Raw genomic sequence first — 26259 nt, 5'->3', positions numbered from 1 at the left:
CGGGAGCCACGTCAATCCCCCAGGATCGGGCCGAAGTTCGTTCCCGACCCCAGGAAGAACCCGGCGACCAGCAGGATCATCGTGGCCGGGACCATGAAGGTCGTGATCACCACAGTCGCCTTCGGCACCGCGCGCGCGGCGCGGCGCCGGGCCTGCTGGGCATCGACGCGCCGCATGTCGTCGGCGATGGCGATCAGCGTGTCGACGATGGGGGCGCCCAGCTCCTCGCCCTGCTGCAGCGCCGTGACGAACTGGGCCACCTGTTCGGAGTCGTTGCGTCGGCGCAGCTCTTCGAACGCCTGCCGGCGGCTCACGCCCATGTCCATCTGGCGCAGAGTGATGCGCAGTTCGTCCGCCCACGGCCCCGCGTAGCGCTCGGCGACGCGCTCCAGGGCCTGCCGGAAGCCGAGACCGGCGCTGACGACCACCGCGAGAACGTCCAGGAAGTCCGGCAGCGTCCGGTCGATCGCCGCCTTGCGCTCGCGAACGGCGGCCCAGATGCCGACCTCGGTCCAGAACAGCCCGAAGGCCACCAGCAGCAGCGCCAGGAGCAGCTGACCGTCGCCGAGCATCACCAGGGCGCCGCCGAAGCCGAGCGCGCCGTAGACGGCGCGGCGGGCCGCGTACCGGTCGACGGTCAGGCCTCCGGGGTTGCCCGCGCGGTCGATGCGGCTGCGGACCTTCGCCACGCGCTTGCCGCCCATCATCCGCAGCACCAGCGGGGCGTAGCGCATGCCGAGCCGGTCCACGGCCGACCCCACGGCCGTCGTGCGCGTGGAGCCGACCTCCAGTGCGATGGCCAGGTCCTCCGGCAGCCTGGCCCGGCTGCGGCACAGGACGAGGCCGGCGCAGGCGCCCGCCACGGACAGCCCGGCCAGCAGACCCAGCAGAAGTCCCGCGATTCCCATGTGCAGCCGCCCCTCAGACGTCGATCCGGGACAGGCGGCGGATGACGAAGAAGCCCAGCCCGTACAGCGCGAAGGCGGCGATCACGGCCGCCTGCCCCAGGACGGAGGAGGTCATCCGGTCGATCGAGCCGGGTGCGACCCGGTCCGTCAGCAGGAGCGTGCCGATGCCCATCAGCGGGACGACGTACGCCGTGATGGTCACCTGGGCCAGCTGGGTGCGCACCTCGCGCCGGGTCTCCTTGCGCTCCTCCAGCGTCCGGGTGAGGTTGCGCAGCGAACTGACGACCGTGCCGCCCGCCCGGTTCGACAGGATCAGGGTGGTGACGAGGACGACCAGCTCGCGGGAGGGCAGCCGGTCTGCCAGCTCGCCCAGCGCGTCGTCGATGGAGTGGCCCACGGCGAGCTTGTCGGCGACCTTGGCGAGCTCCTCCCCGGCCGGCGCCTCCATTTCGTCCGCGGCCATGCCGAGGGCCGTGCGGAGGGCGAGCCCGGCCTGGGTGGCGTTGGCGAGGATGCGCGAGAGCTCGGGGAGCTGGTTGATGAACTTCTCGATGCGTTTGCGGCGCTGCCGGGCGAGGAAGCCGGAGGCGGTCCACACCGCGACCAGGGCGGCCAGGGGTCCGAAGAACGGGGCGAGGGCTCCGGCCGCGACCAGCCACAGCCCCGCGGCGGCGCCCAGCGTGGCGACGGCGAATTCGGCGGGAGTGACGTCCAGGCCGGTCGCGGCGAGCCGCCGTTCCAGCCGGCGCCCGGCTCCGGTGGCCCGAAGCCGCCGGTCGAGACGCGCGAAGCGGCGGGTGCGGCCCGCCTGCGGCAGCGCGGGCGCGTCGGAGAGCCGGTCCACCAGGGAGCGGCGCTGCGCCTTCCCCGAGGCGTACATCTGCAGGCCCGCGGTGCCGAGGACACCGGCCAGCACGACGGCGCCGATGGTCGGCGCGACGAGGTGCGCGAGATCGTCCATGCCCGTCGCCCTCCCTATCCCTGCCGCGCTTCCGGTGCCGCCGGCCCGGTGGGGAACGCCGCGACGCCGAAGGCGGGCGGCACGGATTCCCCGGCGAGCCGCAGGCGGTCGGCGGCCCGCTCCGGAACGGGGAAGCAGGTGAAGCCTCCGCGGACGATCCGGTCGGCGTCGAGCGGGCGGGCGTCGAAGCGGCAGACGGTCGCCAGCCGGTAGTCCTCGCGGCCCTGCGAGTCGAGCAGGGCGACCTCCGCGATGCGGCGCGACCCGTCGGCCTGCCGGGTGAGCTGGATGACGCAGTCCACGGCGCTGTTGATCTGGTCCCGCAGCGCCTCGTAGGGGACCTTGACCTCCGACATGGAGGCGAGCGTCTGCAGCCGCATCAGCGCGTCCTCGGCGCTGTTGGCGTGCACCGTGGCGAGGGAGCCGTCGTGTCCGGTGGACATGGCCTGGAGCATGTCGAGGGTCTCGCCGCCGCGCACCTCGCCGACGATGATGCGGTCGGGCCGCATGCGCAGGGAGTTGCGCACGAGGTCGCGGATGGTGATCCGGCCCTTCCCCTCGACGTTGGGCGGCCGCGATTCGAGGCGGATGACGTGCGCCTGCTGCAGTTGCAGCTCGGCGGCGTCCTCGACGGTGATGATGCGCTCTCCTTCCGGAATCAGCCCCGAGAGGGCGTTCAGCAGGGTCGTCTTGCCGGACCCGGTCGGGCCGGACACCACCACGTTGAACTTCGCCCGGACGAGCGCGGAGAACAGCATCAGCATCCGCTCGTCCAGCGTGCCCATGCCGATGAGCTCGGGCAGGGCGTAGGCGCGCGGGAAGCGCCGGATGGTCAGCGTCGCGCCGTTGAGGGCGAGCGGCGGGATGATGACGTTGACGCGCTCGCCGCTCGGCAGCCGGGCGTCGACCATCGGATTCGACTCGTCCACCCGGCGGTTGACCGTGGAGACGATGCGTTCGATGGTCTGCATGAGCTGCTCGTTCGATGCGAACCGCACGGGGACGGGCTCGACCCGCCCCGAGCGCTCGATGAAGATCTGATCGGGCCCGTTGACCATGATCTCGGTGATGGAGGGGTCCTCCAGGAGCGGTTCGAGGACGCCGAGGCCGAGGGCCTCGTCCACGACGCGGCGGATGAGCCGGTCCCGCTCGGCGGTGGACAGGACCGGTCCCTCGCGGCTGATGATGTGGCCGAGGACGCGCTCCAGCCGGGTCCGGCGCTCGGAGGCGGCGAGCGCCGACATCTCGGCCAGGTCGATCTCTTCGAGCAGCTTGGCTCGGTAGACGGGGACGAGGTGGCCCGACTCCCGTCCGTCGCCGGGGGTCTGGGGGGTGGTGATGCGGGCCCGCAGGCTCATGGCGCACTCCTCGGCAGCGGGTACGGTCCGGTGTCGGCCGGGCAGGGCATCGTGGCCCGGCGGGTGACGGAACGCTCGCCGAGGAAGGGCAGCACCGCCGGGATGACGACGGTGACCGAGGCGGTCGTCCGCGGGGCGCCGGCCGCGCACGGCGCCGCCGCCGGCGCGCCGTCGGTCCGCAGCCACCCGCTCATGGCGGCCCGCCCGGCTGCGGCCGGCGACACCCTCGGGTCGTCCAGCGAGGCGGTGCGCGCCGCGGCCCGGGCCGCGCTGCCGGCCTGCTGCGTCGCGTACGCGGCGAGCCCGAGCTGGATGGCGGCCAGCCCGACGAGCAGGAGCACCGGCAGGAAGCCGATGAGTTCGATGGACAGGGAGCCGCGGTCGCCGCGGCGGGCGGCCGCCGCCCCCGGCCGGGGTGGCCGCATCACCTCGCCTCCTCCGCCGCGCCCGCGGAACCCGTCACCGTCCACGGCCAGTTCACGAGCCCGGGGAAGAGGGCCGGGACCTGCAGGGCGACCTCGGCGCGGACGACGCCCGTGCCGTCTCCCCCGCACTCCGGGCCGCCGCGCCAGGCTCCCGGCAGGTCCGCCCTGGCGGCTGCGACGCAGTTGCCTCCGGCCGCCCCCGCCCGCGCGCCCTTGTCCGCCGCGTCCCCCGCGAGCGAGTACGTGTAGCCGATCAGGACGCACTGCCACACCACCGCGAACACGACGAGGATGAGCGGGAGGATGCCCAGGAACTCCACGGCGACCTGCCCCCGGTCGCCGCCCGCCCGCCGCCGGAAGCGGCTCGTCGGCACGGGGGAGAGCCGGTCGGCCCCCGTGCCGCCGGAGCCGCCGGCTCCCAGGGCCCGGCGCCGCCGGGTGCCGCCGGTGAGCGAGCGGTTCGCGTGGGCGGCGCCGCCGCGTAAGGAGCCGCCGCCCGCGGCGGGAGCGGCGATCAGGCCGATCTCGCCGGCCAGGGTCCACAGGGCCTGCCGCACCCCGGAGCGGGCGTCGAGGTCCTGCATCCGGCCGGAGTCGACGGCCGGTTGCAGCTCCTTGTAGCCCGCCGGGACCGTGGTGCGTGCCGTCCGCGTGCCCGTGGTGCGCTCCACCAGGGCGGGCTGGATCTCACTGTTACGGGTGTGCCGGTTGATGACGGTCGTGGTCTCGGCGGCCTTGCGGATCTGGAGCCGGTCCCAGAGCCGCACCATGCGCTTGGCGGCCCGTACGGAGACGACGTCCGGCGTCGTCACCAGCAGGGCCACGTCCGCCGTCTCGACGACGGCGGCGCCCGCCGCCGTTATCTGCGTGCCGCAGTCGGCGACGACCAGCTCGTAGCGGCTGCGCAGGGCGGCCGCGATCTGCCGGGCGGCGAGGTCGCCGATCTCCTCGCCGCGCTCGCCCTCGGCCGGGGCCAGCAGCAGGCCGAGGCCCGTGGGGTGCGGGAAGACGGCGTCCTGGAGGACTCGCGGCGAGATGTCGCTGATGCCGGCCAGGTCCGCGATCGACCGCCGGAACTGGACGTCCAGGTAGGAGGCGATGTCACCGGACTGCAGGTCCAGGTCGACCAGGGCGACGCTGCGCCCGGCGGCGCAGGCGGCGAGGGCGAGCTGCACGGCGGTGACGGTCGTGCCGACGCCGCCCTTGGCCCCGACGACCGCGAGGAGCGTCCCGCCCTCCCCGCCGCCGGGCCCCTCTCCGACACTGCCGAGATGGCGGCGGACCCCTACGGCCCAGTGGGCGGCGGCCTGGACGCGGGCGCCCACCTCCTCGTACGACAGCGGCAGTCCGGCGAGCCCGCGCGCCCCGACGTCCATCGCCGCCGCGTACAGCGCGGGCCCGCGGTCGGCGGTGACGAGCACGACGCCCGTGGCCGGGAAGCGCAGGGCCACCTCGCGGATGACCTCCAGGGCGGGTACCGGTCCGAGCCGCTCGTGGACCAGCACGACCTCGGGAAGCTCGTCGACCGAGGCGGCCGCCAGGACCGCCAGGGTGTCGAGCAGGCGCGTGGAGTCGCCGACGGCCTGCAGCGGTTCGACACCGGGCAGCTGTCCGAGCAGCCCGCCGAGGGCGCGGGCGGCGTCGGGGTCACCGACGGCCGGGAGGATTCTGATGGTCACCGTTCTCCCCTGCTCTACTTGTCGCCGTCGAGCGTGTAGGTGCGGTCGCTGCCGCTGACCGCGTCGTCGCCGCCGGGGGCGACGAGCGCGAGCCGGACGTGGGAGGCGAAGGACTCCGCGTAGGCCACCCGCTGGGCGTCCTTGGTGTCGAGGGCGAAGGTGATCGGCACGGCCTCGCCGCCGCGCCGCCCGCCCGCCGTGCCGCTGCCGGCGTCACGCTCGAAGGGGGTGAGCTTGCCGACCTGGATGACCTGGGCGTTGGTGACGATCACCTTGGACACCGGCTTGGCGCCCTGCTCCTTGCCGTCGAAGGTGGCGTAGACGTTGACCTTCGCCCCCGCGTAGATCTTTCCCGCGACACCCGTCGCCGCGTCGATCATGATGGCGATCTCCTGCTGGCCGGGCCGCAGCTCCGGGCGGGCGACGGCCATGTCCTGCTGGAGGAGCGACCCCTTGCGGAGCGGAGTGACGGAGATCTTCCCGTCGAGGTAGTCCAGGTCGGTGACGGCCGTCGCCGGGAGCCAGCGCCGGGGCATGGAGACCCTTTCGAACCGCTCCTTGGCGTCCCCGAGGTGCTGGTAGGCCGGGATGTCGGCCTTGAGCCGGTAGGCGGTGGCCTCGGGGCCGAGCTTGGACTCGGCGTCGTGCACGACCGCGAGCACTCCGGCGAAGGCGCCGAGGGCGCAGAGCACCGACAGGAGCAGGAGGATGATCCCGCGGCGCTGACGTGAATTCATGGGGCGGCGAACCTCGTTCGGGGACGTGACCGGGCGGTCCCGGCGGACCGGGCGGTGCTCAGCGGCGGGCGGGGACGGCGGGGGCCGCCCGGTCGCGGCGGGGCGGGGACGGGGCGGGGCCGCCGTCGGTTCGCGGCAGGGGCCCGGTGCAGAACGCGCAGCGGTCCCCGATGAGTTCGAGGCCGCACCAGTGGCACTCCTCCCTCCTGACGGACGCCACGAGCTGGTAGAGCAGGGACGGGTCCGGGATGGCCGCCGCGAACTCGACCGCCCGCCGCGTGCCCCACCAGCGCCGGGACTCCTCGGGCAGCGCGGTCTCCTGAGCACCCTGGACGTGCCAGTGGGGGGCGAGGGTCTCCAGCACCCAGTCGTCGCCGCGGACCGGCTTGTCGCGGGCGACGGTCATCCAGGTGGCGAAGCCCGGGCCGTCGGGGACGGCGTCACCGCCGATCCTGAGGAGCCGCGGACCGGGGTTGACGAGGGCGGCGAAGCGCGTGCCGGGCAGGACCGAAGCGAGGTGCGCACCGAGCCCCACCTCGACGCGGTCGAGGCCGGTGACGCTGGAGAGCTGTGCTCCGGCGTAGATGTAGTGGGCGAGCAGCCGCGCGGCGGAGGCGAGCACTCCCGGACTGAGGTCGGAGACCGACAACTGCCGTAACTGGCGGGCCAGGACGCCGACGGCCAGCGGTGGCAGCGCGATGGGCAGCAGTGCGATCCGGTCGCTCTCCAGGACGGCCCGGACCGCGTGCAGGCGCCGCACGTACGGGCCGGGCAGGGAGTCGGGGTAGAGGACGACGACGTGGCCGCACCGGTCGAGCAGCGCGGACGCGCGGGCCACGGCGGTCTCCAGCGGCTCCTCCCCGGGCGGATGGAGGACGGCCGCGTCGGGGACCGGCCCGTCGGTCGGTGAGATCACCAGGTCGGGGCTGGTCACTGCTATCGCTAGGGGCACGTCGGCTTCCCCGTTCACTCCGGCCTCGGGGGCTGCTGGCAGGCGCGGTTCGGCACTGCCCCGTCCTGGCGCCTCCGCACTTTATCCACGAATGGAGCGGCTGAGAACCGGTCTTCGGGAACCCTTGACGGATGTATTGGCCTAGACCATCTTTACGCGCACACGGCCGCCGCCGTACCCCCACATCACTACCCACCGGCACGACGCCAACTCCTCTCCCACCGGAGGAAACAGTGGATCACCATCGGCATGGCACAACCCGTCGCAGCAGACCCTCCAGACCCTGCAGATCCCGCAGACCTCACGCTCGCCGCACCCCCTTCCTCGCCGCCGTCACCCTCCTCCTGACCGGCCTCCTCCCCCTGTTCGGCGGCGCGGCCCCCGCACAAGCAGCCGCCGAGCCCAATCTCGCCAAGAACCCCGGATTCGAGAACGGCCTCTCCGGGTGGTCCTGTTCCGGGGGCAGCGGGGTCGTCGTCGGGGCGCCCGTGCACGGTGGGAGTGGGGCGCTCAAGGCCTCGCCGGCCGGGGCGGACAACGCGCGGTGCGGGCAGAGCGTTGCCGTGCGGCCCGGGTCGTCCTACACGCTGAGTGCGTGGGTGCAGGGGCCCTACGTTCACCTCGGTGCGAGCGGGACCGGGACGACGGACGTCTCCACGTGGACGCCTTCCGCCGGTACGTGGCAGCAGCTCTCCACCTCCTTCACCACCGGGCCCTCCACCACCTCCGTCACCGTCTACACCCACGGGTGGTACGGGCAGGCTCCCTACTTCGCCGACGACATCACCCTCACGGGGCCCGGCGGCGGCGAGCCCGGCGAACCGGTGCCGGGGGCTCCGGGCGGGCTCAGGGCCGGGGCCGTGACCGCCTCTTCCGTGGCCTTGTCCTGGGACGCGGTCGCCGGGGCCACGGGGTACAACGTCTACCGCGACGGCACCAAGGTCGCTTCGGCCGAAGGGACTTCGGCCACGGTCGGCGGGCTCGCGGCCTCCACCTCGTACCGGTTCGAGGTGACCGCCACCAACGCGACCGGGGAGTCGCCCAGGTCGGCCGCGGTGACCGCCACGACCACCGCCGGCGGGGATCCGGGGCCCTCCCTGCCCAAGCACGCCGTCACCGGCTACTGGCAGAACTTCAGCAACGGCGCCACCGTCCAGAAGATCAGTGACGTGCAGAGCCAGTACGACATCATCGCCGTCGCCTTCGCCGACGCGACGGCGACGCCGGGCGCGGTCGACTTCCGGCTCGATCCCGCGCTCAACTACTCCGAGGCGCAGTTCAAGGCCGACATCGCCGCCAAGCAGGCGGCCGGCAAGCGCGTCATCATCTCGATCGGCGGCGAACGCGGCACGGTCACCGTCAACGACGCGGCCTCTGCCGCCCGCTTCGCGGACAGCGTCCACGCCCTGATGCAGAAGTACGGGTTCGACGGCGTCGACATCGACCTCGAGAACGGCCTCAACCCGACCTACATGACGCAGGCCCTGCGCGCGCTCTCGGCGAAGGCGGGCAGCAAGCTCGTCATCACCATGGCGCCGCAGACGATCGACATGCAGTCGGCGTCGGCGGGCTACTTCCGCACGGCCCTCAACATCAAGGACATCCTGACCGTCGTCAACATGCAGTACTACAACAGCGGGTCCATGAACGGCTGCGACGGGAAGGTGTACGCGCAGGGGTCCGTCGACTTCCTCACCGCGCTCGCCTGCATCCAGCTCGAAGGCGGCCTCGACCCCTCGCAGGTCGGTCTGGGCCTGCCCGCCTCCCCGCGCGCGGCGGGCGGCGGCTACGTGTCTCCGTCCGTCGTCAACAACGCCCTGGACTGCCTGGCGAAGGGCACGGGCTGCGGCGCGTTCAAGCCGTCGAAGACGTATCCCGGGATCCGCGGGGCGATGACGTGGTCGACGAACTGGGACGCCGCGGCCGGCAACGCCTGGTCCGGTGCGGTGGGGCCGCACGTCCACGGGCTGCCGTAGGTCCTGCCCGCCCGGCGCCCCACGCATCCCCTGCTGCCGGGCGGGCCTGCGGGCCCGCCCGGCAGCAGGGCAGCAGAGCAGCAGAGAGGCGGGGTGCCAGGGGTGCGAGGGGTGCGAGCGGCGATCAGGGCTTCGGCAGGGCACAGCCCGGCAGGCTCAGGTCCACCTTGTTCCCCGCCTTGACGCACTTGGCGATGCCGTACGTCTCCTGGGCGTAGTTGATGCCCTTCCGCACGGTGACCTGGCCGCTCTCGTCGACCTCGCACGGGTTGTTCATCGTGCAGCGCTCGCCGCTCTCGTTGCCCGTGTTGTTGATGGCGACGACCTTCCCGGTGTTCGCGTCGATCACCGGCGAGCCGGACGTGCCGCCTATCGTGTTGCACGACGGGGTGTAGCGGAGCGAGTCCTTCCAGGTCCAGTCGCTCTCGCGCAGGCGGTAGACGAAGCCGTCGACGTTGCAGCTGTAGATCCGCTTCCAGAAGCCGGAGACGACCTTGATCGGCGTACCGCTCACCGGGTGGTCCGCCGACAGGCTGAGCGCGTTGATCCCGTAGCGCTGCTTGATCTGGGCATATGTTGTGTTCAGCTCGTACAGCGTGACGTCCGTGTCGGTCATCGTGGCGTACGAGATCTTGGTCGCGCGCAGCGTGGCGACCTTGTTCGCGCTGGAGTCGAGCAGGCTGAACGTGCGGGTGGACGGCTTGTCGGTGAAGACGACGCCCGGGCCCGGCATGCCGGTCTCCAGGCAGTGTCCGTTGGTCATGACGAGACCGGGGTCGTTGTCGGACGAGCTCGGCAGGCGGATCAGGGAGCCGGAGCAGTTGCTGAGCGCCACGGTGCCGGCGAAGTCGACGGCCTTGGGCGTGCCCTTGCCGTAGGCGCTCGCGCCGATGTTCGCGGCCGCAGCTGCAGCCGAAGCCGTGGTCGTAGCTGTAGCCGAATCCGTGGCCGTGGTCGAAGCCGTGACCGAAGCCGCTCCCCCGTCCGGGGAGACGGCGGAGGCGGTTCCGGCGCCGGCCATGGTCGCCCCGGCGAGGAGGAGGGTAGTGGTGAGCGCGCCGACGAGAGGTCTTCTCATGGGGGGTGGTTCCTCTCTGAGACGGATCCGGGCCGCCCGGGCCGGATCCGGGCCGAAGTTCCGTTCGGTTTTGACGTGTGCATTGTTGGTGCCCCTGAGGGCGCGCGCAATCAACCGGTCGCAAGTGAAAGGGAAGTTGGCCTGAATCTCCCGTTCGGACGCGTTGACCAGTTCATGACACCCTCCGACACTGGCCACGCGCCCCCGGGCACTACCCGCACCCTACGCACACCCCGCGCAACCCGCACGCCATGCGCCATCCGCACGCCATGCACCACCCGCGGGCGACGCACCGCCGGCGGGCCCGGCACGCCATGCACCACCCGTGCACCACCCGCGGGCCCCGCACCCCCCACCCGTCGCACTACCGGAACCCCCCAGGAGACCGCATGCGACCCCGCTCGCACGGCAGATGGGCCACCGCCCTCGCCGCCGTGCTCACCCTGGCCCTGGCCGTCCCCGCCGCCTCGCGGGACACGGACGAGAAGACCACCGACGGAAGGTCCCGGGCGTACGAGGTCACCGGCCCTCGTACCGCCGCCCAGCGCACCGCCGTGGCCGCGACCGGCGCCGCCATCGACGCCGTGCGGCACGGCTCGGTCGTGATCACCGCGGACGACGCCCAGGCCGAGCGCATCCGCCGGATGGGCTACAAGGTCAGCCGGCTGCCCGGGCCGCCGGACCGCACGGAGGGCCGCTCCCCCGAGCCGTACGACTTCCCGCCCGCCGACGCCGGGTTCCACAACTACCGCGAGGCGATGGCGGAGATCGACGCCGGCGTCGCCAAGTACCCGTCGATCATGAGCAAGAAGGTCATTGGCAAGTCGTACGAGGGCCGCGAGATCGTCGCCGTGAAGATCAGCGACAACGTGGCCGCCGACGAGGACGAACCCGAGGTCCTCTTCACCGCGCATCAGCACGCGCGCGAGCACCTCACCGTCGAGATGGCCCTCTACCTGATCAAGGAGTTCGGCTCCAAGTACGGCAGCGACCCGCGGATCACCAAGGCGGTCGACAGCCGCGAGATCTGGATCGTGCCCGACGTCAACCCCGACGGCGGCGAATACGACATCGCCACCGGCTCGTACCGCAGCTGGCGCAAGAACCGCCAGCCCAACGCGGGGTCCAGCAGCCGCGGGACCGACCTCAACCGCAACTGGAACTTCAAGTGGGGCTGCTGCAACGGCTCCTCCGGCAGCACCGGCTCCGAGACCTACCGCGGCTCGGCCGCCGAGTCCGCGCCCGAGGTGAAGGTCGTCGCCGACTTCGCGCGCAGCCGGATCGTCGGCGGCAAGCAGCAGATCAAGGCCGGGATCGACTTCCACACGTACAGCGAGCTGGTGCTGTGGCCGTTCGGCTACACCTACAACGACACCGGCCCCGGCATGACCCAGGACGAGCACGACGTCTACGCGACCCTCGGCAAGTCCATGGCCGCCAGCAACGGCTACACGCCCGAGCAGTCCAGCGACCTCTACATCACCGACGGCACGATCGACGACTGGCTCTGGGGCGACCAGCGGATCTTCTCGTACACCTTCGAGATGTATCCCGACGAGAGCGGAGCGGGCGGCGGCTTCTACCCGCCCGACGAGGTCATCGACCGCGAGACCGCGCGCAACCGCGACGCGGTGCTGCAGCTGCTGGAGGCGTCGGACTGCATGTACCGGGTCATCGGCAAGGAGGCGCAGTACTGCAAGCAGTAGCGCGGCAGGAGCCCGCGGTACGAGACCGCAGGCAGCAGTAGCCGTCGTACGAGCGGCCCCGCCGGGCAAGCCGGACAAGCCCGCGGGGCCGCGGCCCCGCGTCACGGAATCACGACGCTCAGCGCCCCCGCCACCGCGAACCCCGCCACCGACAGCACCGACTCCAGCACCGTCCACGACTTCAGCGTCTCCCGCTCCGGTATGCCGAAGTACTTGGCCACCATCCAGAAGCCGCCGTCGTTGACGTGCGAGGCGAAGGTCGAGCCCGCCGACACCGCCACGATGACCAGCGCCAGGTGGGCCTGGGAGGAGGTGGTGCCGGAGAGGAGCGGGGCGACGATGCCCGCCGTCGTGACGATCGCGACCGTCGCCGAGCCCTGTGCCACGCGCAGCGCGACCGCGAGCAGCCAGGCCAGGACGATGACCGGCAGGCCCGCGCCGTCGAACGTGCCGGCCAGCGCCCGGGCCACCCCGCTGCCCTTGAGGACCGCACCGAAGATCCCGCCCGCGCCGACGACGAGCAGGATGTTGCCCACCGGCTTCAGCGACGCGGTCGAGACGGCCTCCAGCGACGCGCGGGACCAGCCGCGCCGCAGGCCCAGCAGCCAGTACGCCAGGAGCAGGGCGATGGTCAGCGCCACGAAGGGGTGGCCGAAGAACTCCACCACCGAGCGGGCCGTGCTCGGTGCGAACGCCACCGAGGAGAACGTCGCGAGGAGGATGAGGAGCAGGGGCGTGCCGATGACGGCGAGCAGGGTGCCGAGCGCGACCGGCTTCTCCGGCGCGGCCGGGCTCCCGGGCTCGGCCCGTTCCCCGGATTCCCCAGGTTCCCCGGATTCCCCTGATTCCTTGAGCACGGGGCTCTGCGCGGTCACCGCCCGCTTCGTCTCCTCCGCCGCCTCGGCCATGTCGGCCGGTACGGGGACGAAGACGCGGCGGCCGATCCACGCCGCGTACCCCCACGCCGCCAGGACCGCCGGCACGCCCGTCGCGGCGCCCATGAGGATCACCCAGCCGAGGTCCACGTGCAGCAGCCCGGCCGCGGCCACCGGGCCCGGGTGGGGCGGCAGGAACGCATGGGTCATGGAGAGCCCGGCCAGCAGCGGCAGCGCGTACAGCAGAATCGATTTCCCGCTGCGCCTCGCGGCCGCGTACACGATCGGCGCGAGGACGAAGATGCCCACGTCGAAGAAGACCGGGATGCCGAAGAGCACCCCGGTCACCCCCATCGCGAGAGGCGCCCGCCGCTCGCCGAAGAGGGCGAGCAGCCGCGCGGAGAGGGCCTCCGCCCCGCCGGAGACCTCCAGGACCGAGCCGAGCATCGTGCCGAGCCCGATGATGACGGCGATGTGACCGAGGGTGCCGCCCATGCCCGCCTCGACGAGCGGGACGGCACCGGACTTCTGGACCGTGCCGAAGAGTTCCGTCACGGACAGCCCGGCGCCGAGGCCGACGGCGACCGAGACGGCCAGCAGGGCCACGAACGGCTGCAGCCTGACCTTGATGATCAGGAACAGGAGCAGGGCGATGCCGAGGGCCGCGACGGTCAGCAGACCGGCGGTGCCGGGTACGAGGGCCGGCAGCCCTCCCGTGCGACCCTCGGCCGCGTATATGACGGATGTGGCGGATGTGGCAGATTTGGTGGATATAGCGGATGTGACGGACACGGCGAGCACCCCCGGGCCCCGGTACGGCCGTCAGCCGAGCACGGCGAGCGCGTCGATCTCGATGAGCAGGCCCGCGGGGAGGCCGACGTAGACGGTCGTACGGGCCGCCGGAACGGACTTCAGGTCGGCGAAGTACTCGTTGTAGATCGCGTTCATCTCCGCGAAGTGGGCGGTGTCCGTGAGGTAGATCCGCATCATGATCACGTCCTCCCAGGTCGCTCCGCCCTCCTCCAGGACGGCCTTGACGTTGGCGAGGGTCTGCAGGGTCTGCTCGCGCAGGGTGTCCCCGGCGGGCGTCGGAGGCTGTCCCTCCACCGCCGGCAGGAAGCCCACCTGCCCGGCGACCTGCAGGATGTTGCCCTTCTTCACCCCGTGCGAGAACTTCGCGGGCGGGGTGGTGTGGGTGGCCGGCGTGATGGCGGCCTTCTCGGTCTTCGCGGCCTTCTCGGTCTTCGCGGCCTTCGCGGTCTTCGCGGTCTTCGCGGTCTTCGCGGTCATGGCGTGACTACTTCCTGACGGGTGGCGGTGGCGGTGTGGTGCCGGAGTACTCCGCGCTGACGGCTTCCGCGGTGCGGCGCAGCAGCGGGAGGAGTTCGAGGAGCTCGCCCGTGCCCACGACGACGTTGGGCGCGGAGATCGAGCAGGCGGCGACGACGCGCCCGTCGGTGCCGCGGACCGGTGCGCCGACGCAGTTGATGGACTCCTCATGGCCGCCGAAGTCGGTGGCCCAGCCCTGCTCGCGCACGGTCGCCAGCTCCTTGAGGAACGCGGCGGCGTCCGGCGTCGAACGGGACGTGTAGGCGGGGTAGTCGAGGCGTTCGGCGACGGCGCGGCGCTCGGGCTCGGGCAGGTCGGCGAGGAGCAGCTTGGCGACGGCGGCGACGGTGATCGCGACGGGCTTGCCGATGCGCGAGTACATCCGTACGGGGTAGCGGCTCTCGACCTTGTCGATGTAGAGGACCTCGCCGTCCTCGTACACGGCGAGGTGCACGGTGTGCCCGCACCGCTCGTTGAGCGCGACGAGGTGCGGGTGGGCGATCTCGCGCACGTCGAGGTTCTCGGCGGCCTGCTGGGCGAGGGCGAACAGGCGGGTGCCGAGGCGGTAGCGCTGGTCCTGCTGCCGGTAGACCATGCCGTGCTCGTGGAGGGTGCGCAGCAGGCGCAGCGCGGTCGACTTGTGGACGTCGAGGCGGGCCGCCACCTGCTCCAGGTTGGCCGGCCCCTCGGCGAGCAGCGGCAGGATCCGCAGGGCGCGGTCGACGGTCTGGCTCATGTGCGTTCCTTCGCGGCGGCGGGCCCGGGGTCGGTGCCCCCGGTCGATTCGGTGGGGCCGGTGGGGCCGGTGGGGTCAGTGGATGCAGGGGGTGCGGCGGGTGCAGGGGGTGCGGTCACGGCCTCCGTCCAGCCCGGGCCGAGACGCAGCCGCCCCCACTCCTCGGCGCCGAGGGCCGCGAGCCGGTCGGCGAGGTCGCGCCGGGGCGGGGCAGCGAGGTCGCCCGGGGAGGTCAGCGCGGCGGCGGCCATCAGGTGGCCGTGGCGCAGCCGCCGCTCGACGGGCAGCCCGCGCAGCGTGCCGGAGAGGAAACCGGCGGCGAACGCGTCCCCGGCACCGACGGGCGCGACGACGTCGACGGAAAGGGCGGGAACGTAGACGACTGCGTCAGTGTCAGCACCGGCACCGGCAGCGGCAGCGGCAGCGGCAGCGGCAGCACCGCGTACGTACGCCGTCGCCCCCGCGGCCCCCTGTTTGACGACGAGGACCCGCGGCTCGGGCAGCGCGGCCCGTATCGCCGCGGCGCCGCGGACGCCCCAGGCCGCTTCCGCCTCGTCCTCGCCGACGAAGACGAGGTCGCACCGGCGGGCGAGGTCGGCCAGGACGGCGGGTCCGTCGGAGGCGCCGGCCCCGGCGGAGGCGACGGGCCCTGCGGAGGCGTCAGGTCGCCCTGCGGGAGCGCCCCGCCACAGCGCCACGCGGTAATTGACGTCGAAGGAGACGAGGGGGCGGCCGGGGCGCCGCTCGGTGAGGTCGCGGACGAGGGCGAGGCAGCCGGCGGAGAGCGCGGCGGTGATGCCGGTGAGGTGCAGGACGCGGCCGGACCACGCGGTCGCGCGGCGGACGAGGGCCGGCGACATGGCGGAGGCGGCGGATCCGGCGCGGTAGTAGAGGACTTCGGAGAGGGGGGCGGAGGCGGGTCCGGGATGCCCGGGACATCCGGGAAGCCCGGAAGGTCCGGGAAGCCCCACGCCCCGCTCCCCCGCCGTGCGGAAGTACACGCCCGTGGGCCGCCCGGCATCCCGCTGGACCGCTGACACGTCCACGCCGTACGCGGCGATCGCCGCCACCAGGTGGTCGCCGAACGCGTCCGCGCCGACCCGGCTCACCCATTTCGCCCGGTGCCCGGCGGCGGCCAGTGCGCAGGCGACGTTGGACTCCGCTCCCCCGATGCCGCGGTCGAAGGACGCGACGCCGGCGAGGGGGCCCGGCTCCGGCCGCGCGGGGCGGAAGGCGACCATCGACTCGCCGAGGCACACGACGTCGGCTGCGGTCACGGTCGGCCTCGCTCCCCGGTCCGGTTGCGTACGCCTCTGGTGTACGCGTCTGGTGTACGCCTCTTGTGCACGCGCCTTACGCACGCGCCTTACGCACGCGCCCCTGTGCACACGGTCCTGTGCACGCGGTCCCATGTACGCAGTCCCATGTACGCGCCCTGTGCACACGGTCCTGTGTACGCGTCCTGTCACGGTCGCTCTCAGGACGCGAGATGACCGTTGACCCCGTACTTGGCGGGATGTTAGACAGCATCCAGCGCTCTACGCAATGGGCGTTGCACTGTGCGCAACGAAATCCGACGCGCGCTGTACGTACACACGACTCCCCGGGAGGCTCCATGGCCACCGCCGACGCGACCAACGCGACCACCGACGCCGTCGCCCGCCTCGCGGACACCCGCGTCGACCACCGCTTCAAGGGCCTGCCCCCGGACGCCGAGGGCCTGACCGTCGGCGCGCTGGCCGCCGAGCGCCGCTCGCTGTTCACGGGCGGCTTCACCACGCCCGTGCTCGCCCTCTCGGCGGAGGCGCTCGACCACAACCTCGCCCTCATGGAGCGCTGGTCCACCGGCCACGGCCTGGCCTTCGCCCCGCACGGCAAGACCACCATGGCCCCGCAGCTGCTGGAGCGGCAGATCGCGCACGGCGCCTGGGGGATCACTGCCGCGACGGTCTCCCAGGTTCGCGTCTACCGCGCCTTCGGCATACGCCGCGTCTTCCTCGCCAACGAGGTCGTGGACCCCGCCGCGCTGCGGTGGCTGGCCGCCGAGCTGGACGCCGACCCGGAGTTCCGCCTCTTCACCTACGTCGACTCCGTGCGCGGCGTCGAGCTGATGGACGCCGCGCTCCGCGAGGCCGGGGCCGCGCGCCCGCTCGACGTCGTCGTCGAGCTGGGTGCGGCCGGCGGCCGCACGGGCGCCCGCACCGAGGCCGAGTGCACGGCCGTGGCCGACGCCGTGGCCGCCGTGAGCACCCTGCGACTGGCGGGGGTCGGCGGGTACGAGGCGGAGATCCCCGGCGCCGACGGCGAACTCGTCGGCGCGTGGCTGCGCCGGCTGACCGCGCTGGCCGTCGAGTTCGACAAGGCGGGCCGGTTCGCCGGCGTGGAGCAGGTGGTCGTCAGCGCGGGCGGCAGCGCGTGGTTCGACGCGGTCGCGGAGGTCTTCGCGGAGCTGCCGGAGCTGTCGGTGCCCGTGCTGAAGCTGCTGCGGTCGGGGGCGTACATCACCCACGACGACGTCGCGTACCGGAAGAAGACCCCCTTCAACCGGCACCCGGAGGAAGGCGAGCTCCGCCCCGCGTTCCGCCTCTGGGCCCAGGTCGTCTCCCGCCCGGAGCCGGGCCGCGCCTACCTCAACGCGGGCAAGCGCGACGTCCCCTACGACCTGGACCTGCCGGTGGTACGGGCGGTGCGCTCGGCACGGGACGGCTCGGTGCGGGGCGGTGCGGGCATGACCGTGATCGGGCTGGCCGACCAGCACGCGTTCGTGGAACTGGCGGAGGACGTGGAGCTGGAGGTCGGGGACTGGGTGGGGCTGGGTCTGTCGCACCCGTGCACGGTCTTCGACAAGTGGCAGCTGATCCCGCTGGCCACGGAGGCCGGCACGGTCACGGACTACGTCCGCACCTTCTTCTAGGCCCGGTTCGGGTCGGCTCGCCCCCGCGCAGGGCACGGGCCGCTGCGCGGGCCTGCCCGGCACCACCGCCGGCCACTGCGCCGGCCCGGCGTGCCAACCGATCCGCACAGGCCGGACCGGCACCACCGCACTTCGCCGTCGTGGCAGACCACCGCTGCGGCGGGAGAGGGTGGCCCGGCCACTCGGTACGCCCTGCCGCCGGGCAGGAACCACCACCGCACCGGCCGGCGGTGCCCGGCCGGCCGTCACACCGGCCGTGACACCGGCCGTCACACCGGCCCGCCGGCGGCGCCGCCGGACCGCGCCCTCCTGGCCGGTCACCACCACGGCGGGACGGGCAGAAAGACCCGGCCCCTCCGTACGTCCCGCCGCCGGGCAGAAAAACCCGCCGCCGCGGCGACCGGCCACGACGGCGCAACCCGGCGGTGCCGGACCGGCCGTCACAGCCCGCGCGTACCGGCCGTCACAGCCCGCGCGCACCGGCCGGTCGTCCCCCACCGCCCACCCCCCGCCTTCCGCCAACCGCTCGCGAAGGGACCCGCTCATGGACACCGTCTTCCGCAACGTGCGCGTCATCGACGGGTCCGGCGGGCCCTCCTACCGGGCCGACGTCGGGCTGGCCGGGGGGCGGATCGCCGAGATCCGGCGGCCGGGGGACGGGCCCCGTCCGGGCGCCCGCCGCGTCGTCGACGCGGCGGGCCTCGCGCTGTCCCCCGGCTTCATCGACATGCACGCCCACAGCGACCTGGCCCTCCTCCGCGACCCCGTCCACGAGGCGAAGGCCGCGCAGGGCGTGACGTTGGAGGTCATCGGTCAGGACGGGCTGTCGTACGCGCCCGTCGACGACCGCACGCTCGCCGGGGTCCGCGCTCAGATCACCGGCTGGAACGGTGACGGTTCGGACGTCGCCTTCTCCTGGCGCACCGTCGGCGAGTACCTGGACCGCCTCGACCACGGCTTCGCCGGCGAAGGGATCGCGGTGAACGCCGCCTACCTCCTCCCCCAGGGGACCGTCCGCGCGCTCGCCGTCGGCTGGGAGGACCGGCCCGCCACGGCCGCCGAGCTCGGCCGCATGAAGCGGCTCGTCGCCGAGGGGCTGGAGCAGGGCGCGGTGGGCCTGTCGTCCGGGCTGACGTACACGCCCGGCATGTACGCCGACGACGCCGAGCTGACGGAGCTGTGCCGCGTCGTCGCCTCGTACGGCGGCTACTACTGCCCGCACCACCGCTCGTACGGCGCGGGCGCCCTCGCCGCGTACGAGGAGATGATCGCCCTCGGCCGGGCCGCCGGCTGCGCCCTGCACCTGGCCCACGCCACCATGAACTTCGGGGTGAACGAGGGCCGCGCCCCCGAGCTGCTGGCCCTGCTCGACTCCGCGCTCGCCGCGGGCGCGGACATCTCGCTCGACACCTACCCCTACACCCCCGGCTGCACCACGCTCGTCGCGATGCTGCCGAGCTGGGCGGGCGAGGGCGGCCCGGAGGCGGTGCTGGCGCGTCTGCGCGACGACGCGACCGCCGGGCGCATCCGGTACGCGATGGAGGTGGAGGGCGCGGACGGCTGCCACGGGGTGCCCATCGACTGGGACACGATCGAGATCTCGGGCGTCTCCGACCCGGCCCTCGCCGCGGAGCACGTCGGAAGGACGGTGGCGGGCGCCGCCCGCGAGCGCGGCGAGGAGCCGTGGGCGACCGCGCGCCGGCTGCTGGTCGCGGACCGGCTGGGGCCGACGATCCTGCAGCACGTGGGCCACGAGGAGAACGTCCGCACGATCATGCGGCACCGCGTGCACACCGGCGGCAGCGACGGCATCCTGCACGGCGCCAAGCCGCATCCGCGGGCGTACGGCACGTTTCCGCACTACCTGGGCCGGTACGCGCGGGAGCTCGGCGTGCTCTCCCTGGAGGAGTGCGTGGCGCATCTCACGTCGCGGCCCGCGGCGCGTCTGAGGCTGCCCGACCGGGGTCTCGTGCGCGTCGGGCACCGCGCCGATCTCGTCCTCTTCGATCCGGAGACGGTGGCCGCCGGTGCCACTTTCGAAGCCCCTCGGACCCTTCCGACCGGCATTCCTTATGTCCTGATTGCGGGACGCTTTGTGATGGAAGACGGGCAGCGGACGGACGTCCTGGCCGGCCGGGCGGTCCGGCGCACCGCGGCGGCGTGATCGGCCGCTGCGCGGCGGCTCCGGCCGGGCCGGAAACGGCGAGCACGCGGCCCGGAGCCCCCGTATGGTGGCCGTCATGCAGGTGATCCAGTCAACGAAGCTCGCCAACGTCTGCTACGAAATCCGTGGCCCGGTGCTCGAGGAGGCCATGCGGCTGGAGGCGGCAGGTCACCGCATCCTCAAGCTCAACACCGGCAACCCCGCGATCTTCGGGTTCGAGTGCCCTCCGGAGATCCTGGAGGACATGCTGCGCAACGTGGGCGACGCCCACGGCTACGGCGACGCCAAGGGCCTGCTCGCGGCCCGCCGCGCGGTGGTGCAGCACTACGAGACCAAGGGCGTCGAGCTGTCCGTCGAGGACGTCTACCTCGGCAACGGCGTCTCGGAGCTGATCCAGATGTCGATGCAGGCGCTGCTCGACGACGGCGACGAGGTCCTCGTACCGGCCCCGGACTATCCGCTGTGGACGGCCTCGGTCTCCCTGGCCGGCGGCACCGCCGTGCACTACCGCTGCGACGAGCAGTCGGACTGGATGCCGGACCTGGCGGACATCGAGCGCAAGATCACCGACCGCACCAAGGCCCTCGTCATCATCAACCCGAACAACCCCACGGGTGCGGTCTACGACGACGAGATGCTGCGCGGCCTCACCGAGATCGCCCGCCGCCACAACCTGATCGTCTGCTCGGACGAGATCTACGACAAGATCCTCTACGACGGCGTCACCCACACCCCCACCGCGGCCCTCGCCCCGGACCTGCTGACGCTCACCTTCAACGGCCTGTCCAAGGCCTACCGGGTGGCCGGCTACCGCAGCGGCTGGATGGCGGTCTGCGGCCCCAAGGCCCACGCCGAGAGCTACATCGAGGGCCTGACGATCCTGGCGAACATGCGCCTGTGCGCCAACATGCCCGCCCAGTACGCGGTGGCCACGGCCCTCGGCGGCCGGCAGACGATCAACGACCTGGTGCTGCCGGGCGGCCGGCTGCTGGAGCAGCGCGACGTCGCGCACGAGCTGCTGACGCAGATCCCGGGCGTGACGTGCGTGAAGCCGAAGGGCGCGCTGTACGCCTTCCCGCGGCTGGACCCCAAGGTCTACAAGATCAAGGACGACCGGCAGATGGTGCTGGACCTGCTCCGCGCCGAGAAGATCATGGTCGTGCACGGCACGGGCTTCAACTGGCCGGAGCCGGACCACTTCCGCCTGGTCACGCTGCCGAACGCCACGGACCTGGCGGACGCGGTGACGCGGATCGGGAGCTTCCTGGACGGTTACGGGCAGCCGTAGCCGGCCTGCGGCCCACCGGTTACGGGCAGCCGTAGCCGGTCGGCCGACCGGTTCTCTATAGAGAAGATAACTTTAGACGCCGTCTAAGTTAGGATGGCCTTCTGAGGCATTCCCAGGAGGCCATCCATGTACGAGCCGATCCGGACGCAATCGGTCCACAGCCTGGCCGCACAGCGCTGGAGCAAGCGGGTCCTGCACCGTTCCCGCGAGGAGGAGCTGGACATCCGGCTCGCGGGACATCTCACCGCGCTGCTGACCGTGACCGACGAGCTGCGCGCCCTCGCGCCGTCCGGCGCGCTGGACGACGCCGCCGACCGTCTCGCCGACGCCATCACCCGCATGAGCGGCACCACCCCGCTCCGGGCGGCCCCGTCGGCGGACCACCCCACCCCCGCCCGCGTCAACGCCCTCCACCAGCGCGCCCACCAACTGGCCGGCCAGGCCCTGGTCGTCGCCGCATCGGCCGGCGACGCAGCGGGCCGGGCTCTCGCGGCCGAGCGCCTGCGGGCTCACGCGACGGCGCTCGGCATCCCCGAAGAGGAGTAGTGACGCCCGCCCCGGGAGCCGGGGCGGGCGTCGCGCGCGACCCGGGCCGTCAGCCCAGGCGCCGTACCAGCGCCCGGTACTCGTCCCACAGCTCCTTCGGCGTGTGGTCGCCGAAGGTGTTCAGGTGTTCGGGGATCAGCGCGGCCTCCTCGCGCCAGACCTCCTCGTCCACCGTCAGCAGCAGGTCGAGGTCCTCGTCCGAGATGCGCAGGCCCGCGGTGTCGAGCGCCTCGCGGGTCGGCAGGATGCCGATGGGGGTCTCGACGCCCTCGGCGCGGCCGTCGAGGCGGTCGACGATCCACTTCAGGACGCGGCTGTTGTCACCGAAGCCCGGCCACACGAACCGGCCGTCGGCGTCCTTGCGGAACCAGTTGACGTAGTAGATCTTCGGGAGCTTGGACTCGTCCCCCTTGGCGATTGCGGTCTTGCCGACGTTGACCCAGTGGCCCATGTAGTCGCCCATGTTGTAGCCGCAGAAGGGCAGCATGGCGAAGGGGTCGCGGCGCAGCTCGCCGACCTTGCCCTCGGCGGCCGCGGTCTTCTCGGAGGCGACGTTGGCGCCGAGGAAGACGCCGTGCTGCCAGTCGAAGGACTCGGTCACCAGCGGGACGGCGGAGGCGCGGCGGCCGCCGAAGAGGATCGCGGAGATCGGCACGCCCTTGGGGTCCTCCCACTCGGGCGCGATGATCGGGCACTGCGAGGCGGGGACGGTGAAGCGGGCGTTGGGGTGGGCGGCCGGGGTGGGCGAGGCCGGGGTCCAGTCGTTGCCCTTCCAGTCCGTCAGGTGGGCGGGCTGCTCCTCGGTCATCCCCTCCCACCACACGTCGCCGTCGTCGGTGAGGGCGACGTTGGTGAAGACGGAGTTGCCCCAGAGGGTCTTCATGGCGTTGGCGTTGGTGTGCTCGCCGGTGCCGGGGGCGACGCCGAAGAAGCCGGCCTCGGGGTTGATGGCGTAGAGGCGGCCGTCCGCGCCGAAGCGCATCCAGGCGATGTCGTCGCCGATGGTCTCGACGGTCCAGCCGGAGACCGTGGGCTCCAGCATGGCGAGGTTGGTCTTGCCGCAGGCGGACGGGAAGGCCGCGGCGACGTACTTGGACTCGCCCTGGGGCGGGGTGAGCTTGAGGATGAGCATGTGCTCGGCGAGCCAGCCCTCGTCGCGCGCCATCACGGACGCGATGCGCAGGGCGTAGCACTTCTTGCCCAGCAGGGCGTTGCCGCCGTAGCCGGAGCCGTAGGACCAGATCTCGCGGTCCTCGGGGAAGTGCGAGATGTACTTGGTGGTGTTGCACGGCCACGGGACGTCGGCCTCGCCCTCGGCGAGCGGCGCGCCGAGGGTGTGGACGGCCTTGACGAAGAAGCCGTCGGTGCCGAGCTCGTCGAGGACGGCCTGGCCCATCCGGGTCATGGTGCGCATGGAGACGGCGACGTAGGCCGAGTCGGTGATCTCGACGCCGATCGCGGACAGCGGGGAGCCGACCGGGCCCATGCAGAAGGGCACGACGTACATCGTGCGGCCGCGCATGGAGCCGCGGAAGATGCCGCCCTGGTCGTCCTTGCCCCGGAAGATCTCCCGCATCTCGGCGGGGGCCTTCCAGTGGTTGGTCGGGCCGGCGTCCTCCTCCTTCTCGGAGCAGATGAACGTGCGGTCCTCGACGCGTGCCACGTCACTGGGGTCGGAGGCGGCGTAGTACGAGTTGGGGCGCTTGACCGGGTCGAGCTTCCTGAAGGTGCCCTTGCGGACGAGCTCCTCGCTCAGGCGCTCGTACTCCGCCTCGGAACCGTCGCACCAGACCACGCGGTCCGGCTGGGTGAGGGCGGCGATCTCGTCGACCCAGGAGATCAGCTCCTGGTGCTGGGTGGGGGTGGTGGGAGCCGCATCACTGCGCGCCACGATCGCTCCGTCCCGCCGGAATCCACACTGGCCGGCGTAGATGTTGAGGGTTGACGGACTCGCCCGTTTCGCCCGCGAAGTCCGCTTCTATGGATGGATGCCCCTTGGGGGCTGCGACCCAGACGCTTCGTGACTGCTCATCCGGTGCCGCCCGCACTCATTTGATCATCCGACTCCGTCGACATTCTGTCCAGGGGGCGCCCCCGTGACCATCGCCACGCGATACTGATCCGTAACTTACGGTGGCGTAGGTAGCATGTCGGCCATGACTCCCGCGCCCGACGCAGCGCCTTCCGCGCTCCCCGCGCCCGCCGGCGCCGCGGCCGCAGCAGCCCTCCCCGCCGGGGCCGCACCCTCCGCCGCCGGCCTGCCCGCCGACCCGCCGGTCCCCGTGAAGCCGCGCCTGCGCGGCTGGCTGCACGCAGGGATGTTCCCCGCCGTGCTGATCGCCGGCGTCTTCCTGACCGCTCTCGCCGACAGCACGCGCGGCCGGATCGCGTGCGCCGTCTACGTCCTGACCGCAGGGTCGCTGTTCGGCATCAGCGCCCTCTACCACCGGGGCGACTGGAGCCCGCGCGCCAACGCCGTCCTGCGCCGCCTCGACCACGCGAACATTTTTCTGATCATCGCCGGTACGTACACCCCGCTGACGATGCTGCTGATCCCGGGCGGCCGCGGACAAGTGCTGCTGTGGGCCGTCTGGGCGGCCGCCGCGGCGGGCATCGCCTTCCGCGTCTTCTGGGTCGGCGCCCCGCGCTGGCTCTACACCCCCTGCTACATCGCCATGGGCTGGGCCGCGGTCTTCTTCCTCCCGGACTTCCTGCGCAAGGGCGGCATCGCCGTCCTCGTCCTGGTGGTCGTCGGCGGGCTGCTCTACAGCGCCGGCGGCGTGATCTACGGGATCAAGCGGCCGAACCCCTCGCCGCGCTGGTTCGGCTTCCACGAGGTCTTCCACTCGCTCACGCTGGCGGCGTTCATCGTGCACTACGTCGGCATCTCCCTGGTGGCCTACACCCACGCCTGAGCCTGCCACCCCTTCCCCTCCTTCGCAGGACGGCCGCGACCGCAGAGGTCGCGGCCGTTTTTTCATGCCCGCTCCCGGACCCTGATTGACAGTGTCCATCTTTTGAGAGTTACTGTCATTTGACTTCAACTCTCTTTCGGAGGTGTGCCGTGAGCACCCGTCCCGACCCCCGCCGGTGGTGGGCCCTCGGCGCCCTGGTCGCCTGCATGCTCGTCCTCGGCTTCGACGGCACGATCCTGAACGTGGCCCTGCCGGAGATGGCGGCCCAGCTGGGCGCCGACAGCGCCGAGCAGACCTGGATCGCCGACTCCTACCTGATCGTCTTCGCCGCCCTGATGCTCCCCGCGGGTCTGCTCGGCGACCGCTTCGGCCGCCGCCGGATGCTCCTGGCCGGCCTCGGGATCTTCCTCGCCGGATCGCTCTTCGGCGCGTTCGTCACCAGCCCCGGGCTCGTCGTCGCCGCCCGCGTGGTCCTGGGCGCGGGCGGGGCGCTGATCATGCCGCTCGCGCTGTCCGTGCTGCCGTCGCTCTTCCCCGCCGAGGAGCGCTCCCGGGCGCTGGGCGCCGTCTCGTCCGCCTCCGCGCTGGGCCTGCCGCTCGGCCCGATCGTCGGCGGCTGGCTGCTGGACCACTTCTGGTGGGGGTCGGTCTTCCTCGTCAACGTCCCCCTCGTGGCCCTCGGCATCGCCGCGTGCCTCTTCCTGCTCCCGGAGACCAGGGACCCCGCGTCCCCGAAGGTGGACCTGCGGTCCACCGCCCTGACCGTCACCGGCCTGGCCGCCCTCGTCGCCGGCGTCAACGAGGGCCCGGCGCGCGGCTGGTCCTCGCCCCTCGTGCTCGGCGCGCTCGCCGCGGCGGTCCTCCTGCTCACCGCCCTGGTGCTGCGCGAGCGCCGCTCGGCCCGGCCCGTGCTGGACGTGGCCCTGCTGCGCAACCGGGCGTTCCGCTGGAACACCCTGGCCGCGGCCCTGGTGACCTTCGCCCTCACCGGCCTGCTGTTCGTCGTCCCCCAGCACCTGCAGACCGTCCAGGGCCAGGACGCCTTCGGCACCGGGCTGCGGATGCTGCCGATGATGGGCGGGCTGCTGGTGGCCTCGCGCGCCGCCGGGCCCCTCGCCGGGCGCTTCGGCTCCCGCGTCGTCATCCCCGGCGCCCTGCTCGTGCTCGCCGCCGCCGCGCTGACCGGCAGCCGCACGGAGGCCGGCGACGGCTACGGCTTCACCGCGCTGTGGCTGACGCTCGCCGGCTTCGGGTTCGGCTTCGGGATCCTCCCGGCCATGGACGGGGCGCTCGGCGCCCTGCCGCGGGACCGGGCGGGCAGCGGCTCCGGGCTGCTGATGACGCTGCGTCAGGTCGCGGGGGCCGTCGGCGTCGCGGTGCTCGGCAGCCTCATCGCCGGCTCGTTCGCCGCCCGCCTCGACACCGGCGGCCTGCCCCCCGCCGCGGCGGACGCCGCGGGCGACTCCGTGGTGGCCGCGCACCAGGTGGCCGCGCGGCTCGGGGACGCGGCACTCGCCCGGTCGGCGGACGCCGCGTTCGTCCACGGCATGGACCTCGCCCTGCTCGCCTGCGGCATCGCGGCGATCGCCGCCGCGGCCCTCACCGCCGCCTTCCTGCCCGGCAAGCAGGCCGGGGCCGGGGCGGCCGGGCCTGCGGAGGCGCGGCCCGCGGAGGCCCGGGAAGTGGTTCCGCGGAAGGCCGATGCCTGAGAA

At 72.9% G+C, this 26259-nt stretch carries 21 protein-coding genes; 8 read left to right on the top strand and 13 right to left on the bottom strand.

The window, feature by feature from the left end; translation table 11 throughout:
- Positions 1-11: 11 nt before the first annotated feature.
- The 7 genes from NQU55_RS10345 to NQU55_RS10315 are packed head-to-tail and all read right to left on the bottom strand — an operon-like array spanning position 12 to position 7020.
- The gene (locus NQU55_RS10345) at positions 12-908 is read right to left on the bottom strand and encodes a DUF5936 domain-containing protein (protein WP_168095936.1); all 897 of its coding nucleotides are present in this window, start codon (positions 906-908) and stop codon (positions 12-14) included.
- Positions 909-921: 13 nt separating this feature from the next.
- The gene (locus tag NQU55_RS10340) at positions 922-1869 is read right to left on the bottom strand and encodes a type II secretion system F family protein (RefSeq protein ID WP_168095937.1); all 948 of its coding nucleotides are present in this window, start codon (positions 1867-1869) and stop codon (positions 922-924) included.
- A gap of 14 nt (positions 1870-1883) precedes the next feature.
- Positions 1884-3227 (bottom strand): TadA family conjugal transfer-associated ATPase, encoded by a 1344-nt coding sequence (locus NQU55_RS10335; RefSeq protein WP_256790321.1) that lies wholly within the window; start codon positions 3225-3227, stop codon positions 1884-1886.
- The gene (locus NQU55_RS10330) at positions 3224-3652 is read right to left on the bottom strand and encodes a TadE/TadG family type IV pilus assembly protein (RefSeq protein WP_168097008.1); all 429 of its coding nucleotides are present in this window, start codon (positions 3650-3652) and stop codon (positions 3224-3226) included. Before NQU55_RS10330 ends, NQU55_RS10335 begins: the two co-directional genes overlap by 4 nt.
- Positions 3652-5331, bottom strand: a complete 1680-nt coding sequence (locus tag NQU55_RS10325; RefSeq protein ID WP_256790319.1) for a CpaE/TadZ family protein — start codon at positions 5329-5331, stop codon at positions 3652-3654. Before NQU55_RS10325 ends, NQU55_RS10330 begins: the two co-directional genes overlap by 1 nt.
- Before the next feature lie 14 nt (positions 5332-5345).
- Positions 5346-6068 (bottom strand): Flp pilus assembly protein CpaB, encoded by a 723-nt coding sequence (cpaB, locus tag NQU55_RS10320; protein ID WP_168094245.1) that lies wholly within the window; start codon positions 6066-6068, stop codon positions 5346-5348.
- Positions 6069-6126: 58 nt separating this feature from the next.
- Positions 6127-7020 (bottom strand): hypothetical protein, encoded by an 894-nt coding sequence (locus NQU55_RS10315; RefSeq protein WP_256790318.1) that lies wholly within the window; start codon positions 7018-7020, stop codon positions 6127-6129.
- A gap of 131 nt (positions 7021-7151) precedes the next feature.
- On the opposite strand from NQU55_RS10315, the gene NQU55_RS10310 reads away from it, so the two are divergent.
- A complete protein-coding gene (locus NQU55_RS10310) occupies positions 7152-8996 on the top strand; it encodes a chitinase (RefSeq protein WP_372504674.1) in 1845 nt (614 codons plus the stop codon).
- A gap of 124 nt (positions 8997-9120) precedes the next feature.
- On the opposite strand, the gene NQU55_RS10305 is transcribed toward NQU55_RS10310, so the two are convergent.
- Positions 9121-10074 (bottom strand): trypsin-like serine peptidase, encoded by a 954-nt coding sequence (locus tag NQU55_RS10305; RefSeq protein ID WP_168094246.1) that lies wholly within the window; start codon positions 10072-10074, stop codon positions 9121-9123.
- A 389-nt stretch (positions 10075-10463) separates the two neighbouring features.
- On the opposite strand from NQU55_RS10305, the gene NQU55_RS10300 reads away from it, so the two are divergent.
- Positions 10464-11780, top strand: a complete 1317-nt coding sequence (locus NQU55_RS10300; RefSeq protein ID WP_168094247.1) for a M14 family metallopeptidase — start codon at positions 10464-10466, stop codon at positions 11778-11780.
- Positions 11781-11881: 101 nt separating this feature from the next.
- Here NQU55_RS10300 and NQU55_RS10295 read toward each other — a convergent pair whose 3' ends face one another.
- From NQU55_RS10295 to NQU55_RS10280, 4 genes are read right to left on the bottom strand one after another with little or no spacing between them, the layout of a single operon-like run.
- The gene (locus tag NQU55_RS10295; RefSeq protein ID WP_372504683.1) at positions 11882-13429 is read right to left on the bottom strand and encodes a GntP family permease; all 1548 of its coding nucleotides are present in this window, start codon (positions 13427-13429) and stop codon (positions 11882-11884) included.
- A gap of 48 nt (positions 13430-13477) precedes the next feature.
- Positions 13478-13945 carry a RidA family protein gene (locus NQU55_RS10290; RefSeq protein WP_168094248.1) on the bottom strand — a complete coding sequence of 156 codons (468 nt, stop codon included), beginning with the start codon at positions 13943-13945 and terminating at the stop codon, positions 13478-13480.
- A gap of 7 nt (positions 13946-13952) precedes the next feature.
- Positions 13953-14720 (bottom strand): IclR family transcriptional regulator, encoded by a 768-nt coding sequence (locus tag NQU55_RS10285; RefSeq protein ID WP_168094249.1) that lies wholly within the window; start codon positions 14718-14720, stop codon positions 13953-13955.
- A complete protein-coding gene (locus NQU55_RS10280) occupies positions 14717-15961 on the bottom strand; it encodes a sugar kinase (protein WP_372504682.1) in 1245 nt (414 codons plus the stop codon). Before NQU55_RS10280 ends, NQU55_RS10285 begins: the two co-directional genes overlap by 4 nt.
- Positions 15962-16335: 374 nt before the next feature.
- Between NQU55_RS10280 and NQU55_RS10275 the strand changes: the two genes are divergently transcribed.
- The 4 genes from NQU55_RS10275 to NQU55_RS10260 all read left to right on the top strand — a co-directional run bounded on the left by NQU55_RS10275 (position 16336) and on the right by NQU55_RS10260 (position 21632).
- A complete protein-coding gene (locus NQU55_RS10275; protein WP_256790316.1) occupies positions 16336-17634 on the top strand; it encodes an amino acid deaminase in 1299 nt (432 codons plus the stop codon).
- 544 nt (positions 17635-18178) lie between these two features.
- Positions 18179-19798 (top strand): N-acyl-D-amino-acid deacylase family protein, encoded by a 1620-nt coding sequence (locus NQU55_RS10270; RefSeq protein WP_168096637.1) that lies wholly within the window; start codon positions 18179-18181, stop codon positions 19796-19798.
- A gap of 76 nt (positions 19799-19874) precedes the next feature.
- Positions 19875-21086 carry a pyridoxal phosphate-dependent aminotransferase gene (locus tag NQU55_RS10265; RefSeq protein ID WP_256790313.1) on the top strand — a complete coding sequence of 404 codons (1212 nt, stop codon included), beginning with the start codon at positions 19875-19877 and terminating at the stop codon, positions 21084-21086.
- 126 nt (positions 21087-21212) lie between these two features.
- The gene (locus NQU55_RS10260; protein ID WP_168090912.1) at positions 21213-21632 is read left to right on the top strand and encodes an SCO4983 family protein; all 420 of its coding nucleotides are present in this window, start codon (positions 21213-21215) and stop codon (positions 21630-21632) included.
- A 49-nt stretch (positions 21633-21681) separates the two neighbouring features.
- On the opposite strand, the gene NQU55_RS10255 is transcribed toward NQU55_RS10260, so the two are convergent.
- Positions 21682-23523 (bottom strand): phosphoenolpyruvate carboxykinase (GTP), encoded by a 1842-nt coding sequence (locus tag NQU55_RS10255; protein WP_168090910.1) that lies wholly within the window; start codon positions 23521-23523, stop codon positions 21682-21684.
- Between the two features lie 265 nt (positions 23524-23788).
- Between NQU55_RS10255 and trhA the strand changes: the two genes are divergently transcribed.
- Together trhA and NQU55_RS10245 are read left to right on the top strand one after the other, a co-directional pair.
- Entirely contained in the window at positions 23789-24547 is a 759-nt protein-coding gene (gene trhA, locus NQU55_RS10250) for a PAQR family membrane homeostasis protein TrhA (RefSeq protein WP_168090908.1), read from the top strand.
- 149 nt (positions 24548-24696) lie between these two features.
- Positions 24697-26256, top strand: a complete 1560-nt coding sequence (locus NQU55_RS10245) for an MFS transporter (protein WP_256790309.1) — start codon at positions 24697-24699, stop codon at positions 26254-26256.
- The last annotated feature ends 3 nt before the right edge of the window (positions 26257-26259 follow it).

The organism is Streptomyces telluris, from assembly GCF_024519335.1.
GTDB lineage: Bacteria > Actinomycetota > Actinomycetes > Streptomycetales > Streptomycetaceae > Streptomyces > Streptomyces telluris.
Note: the sequence above shows the minus strand (reverse complement) of the source record. Positions and strands in the feature narration are given on the sequence as shown.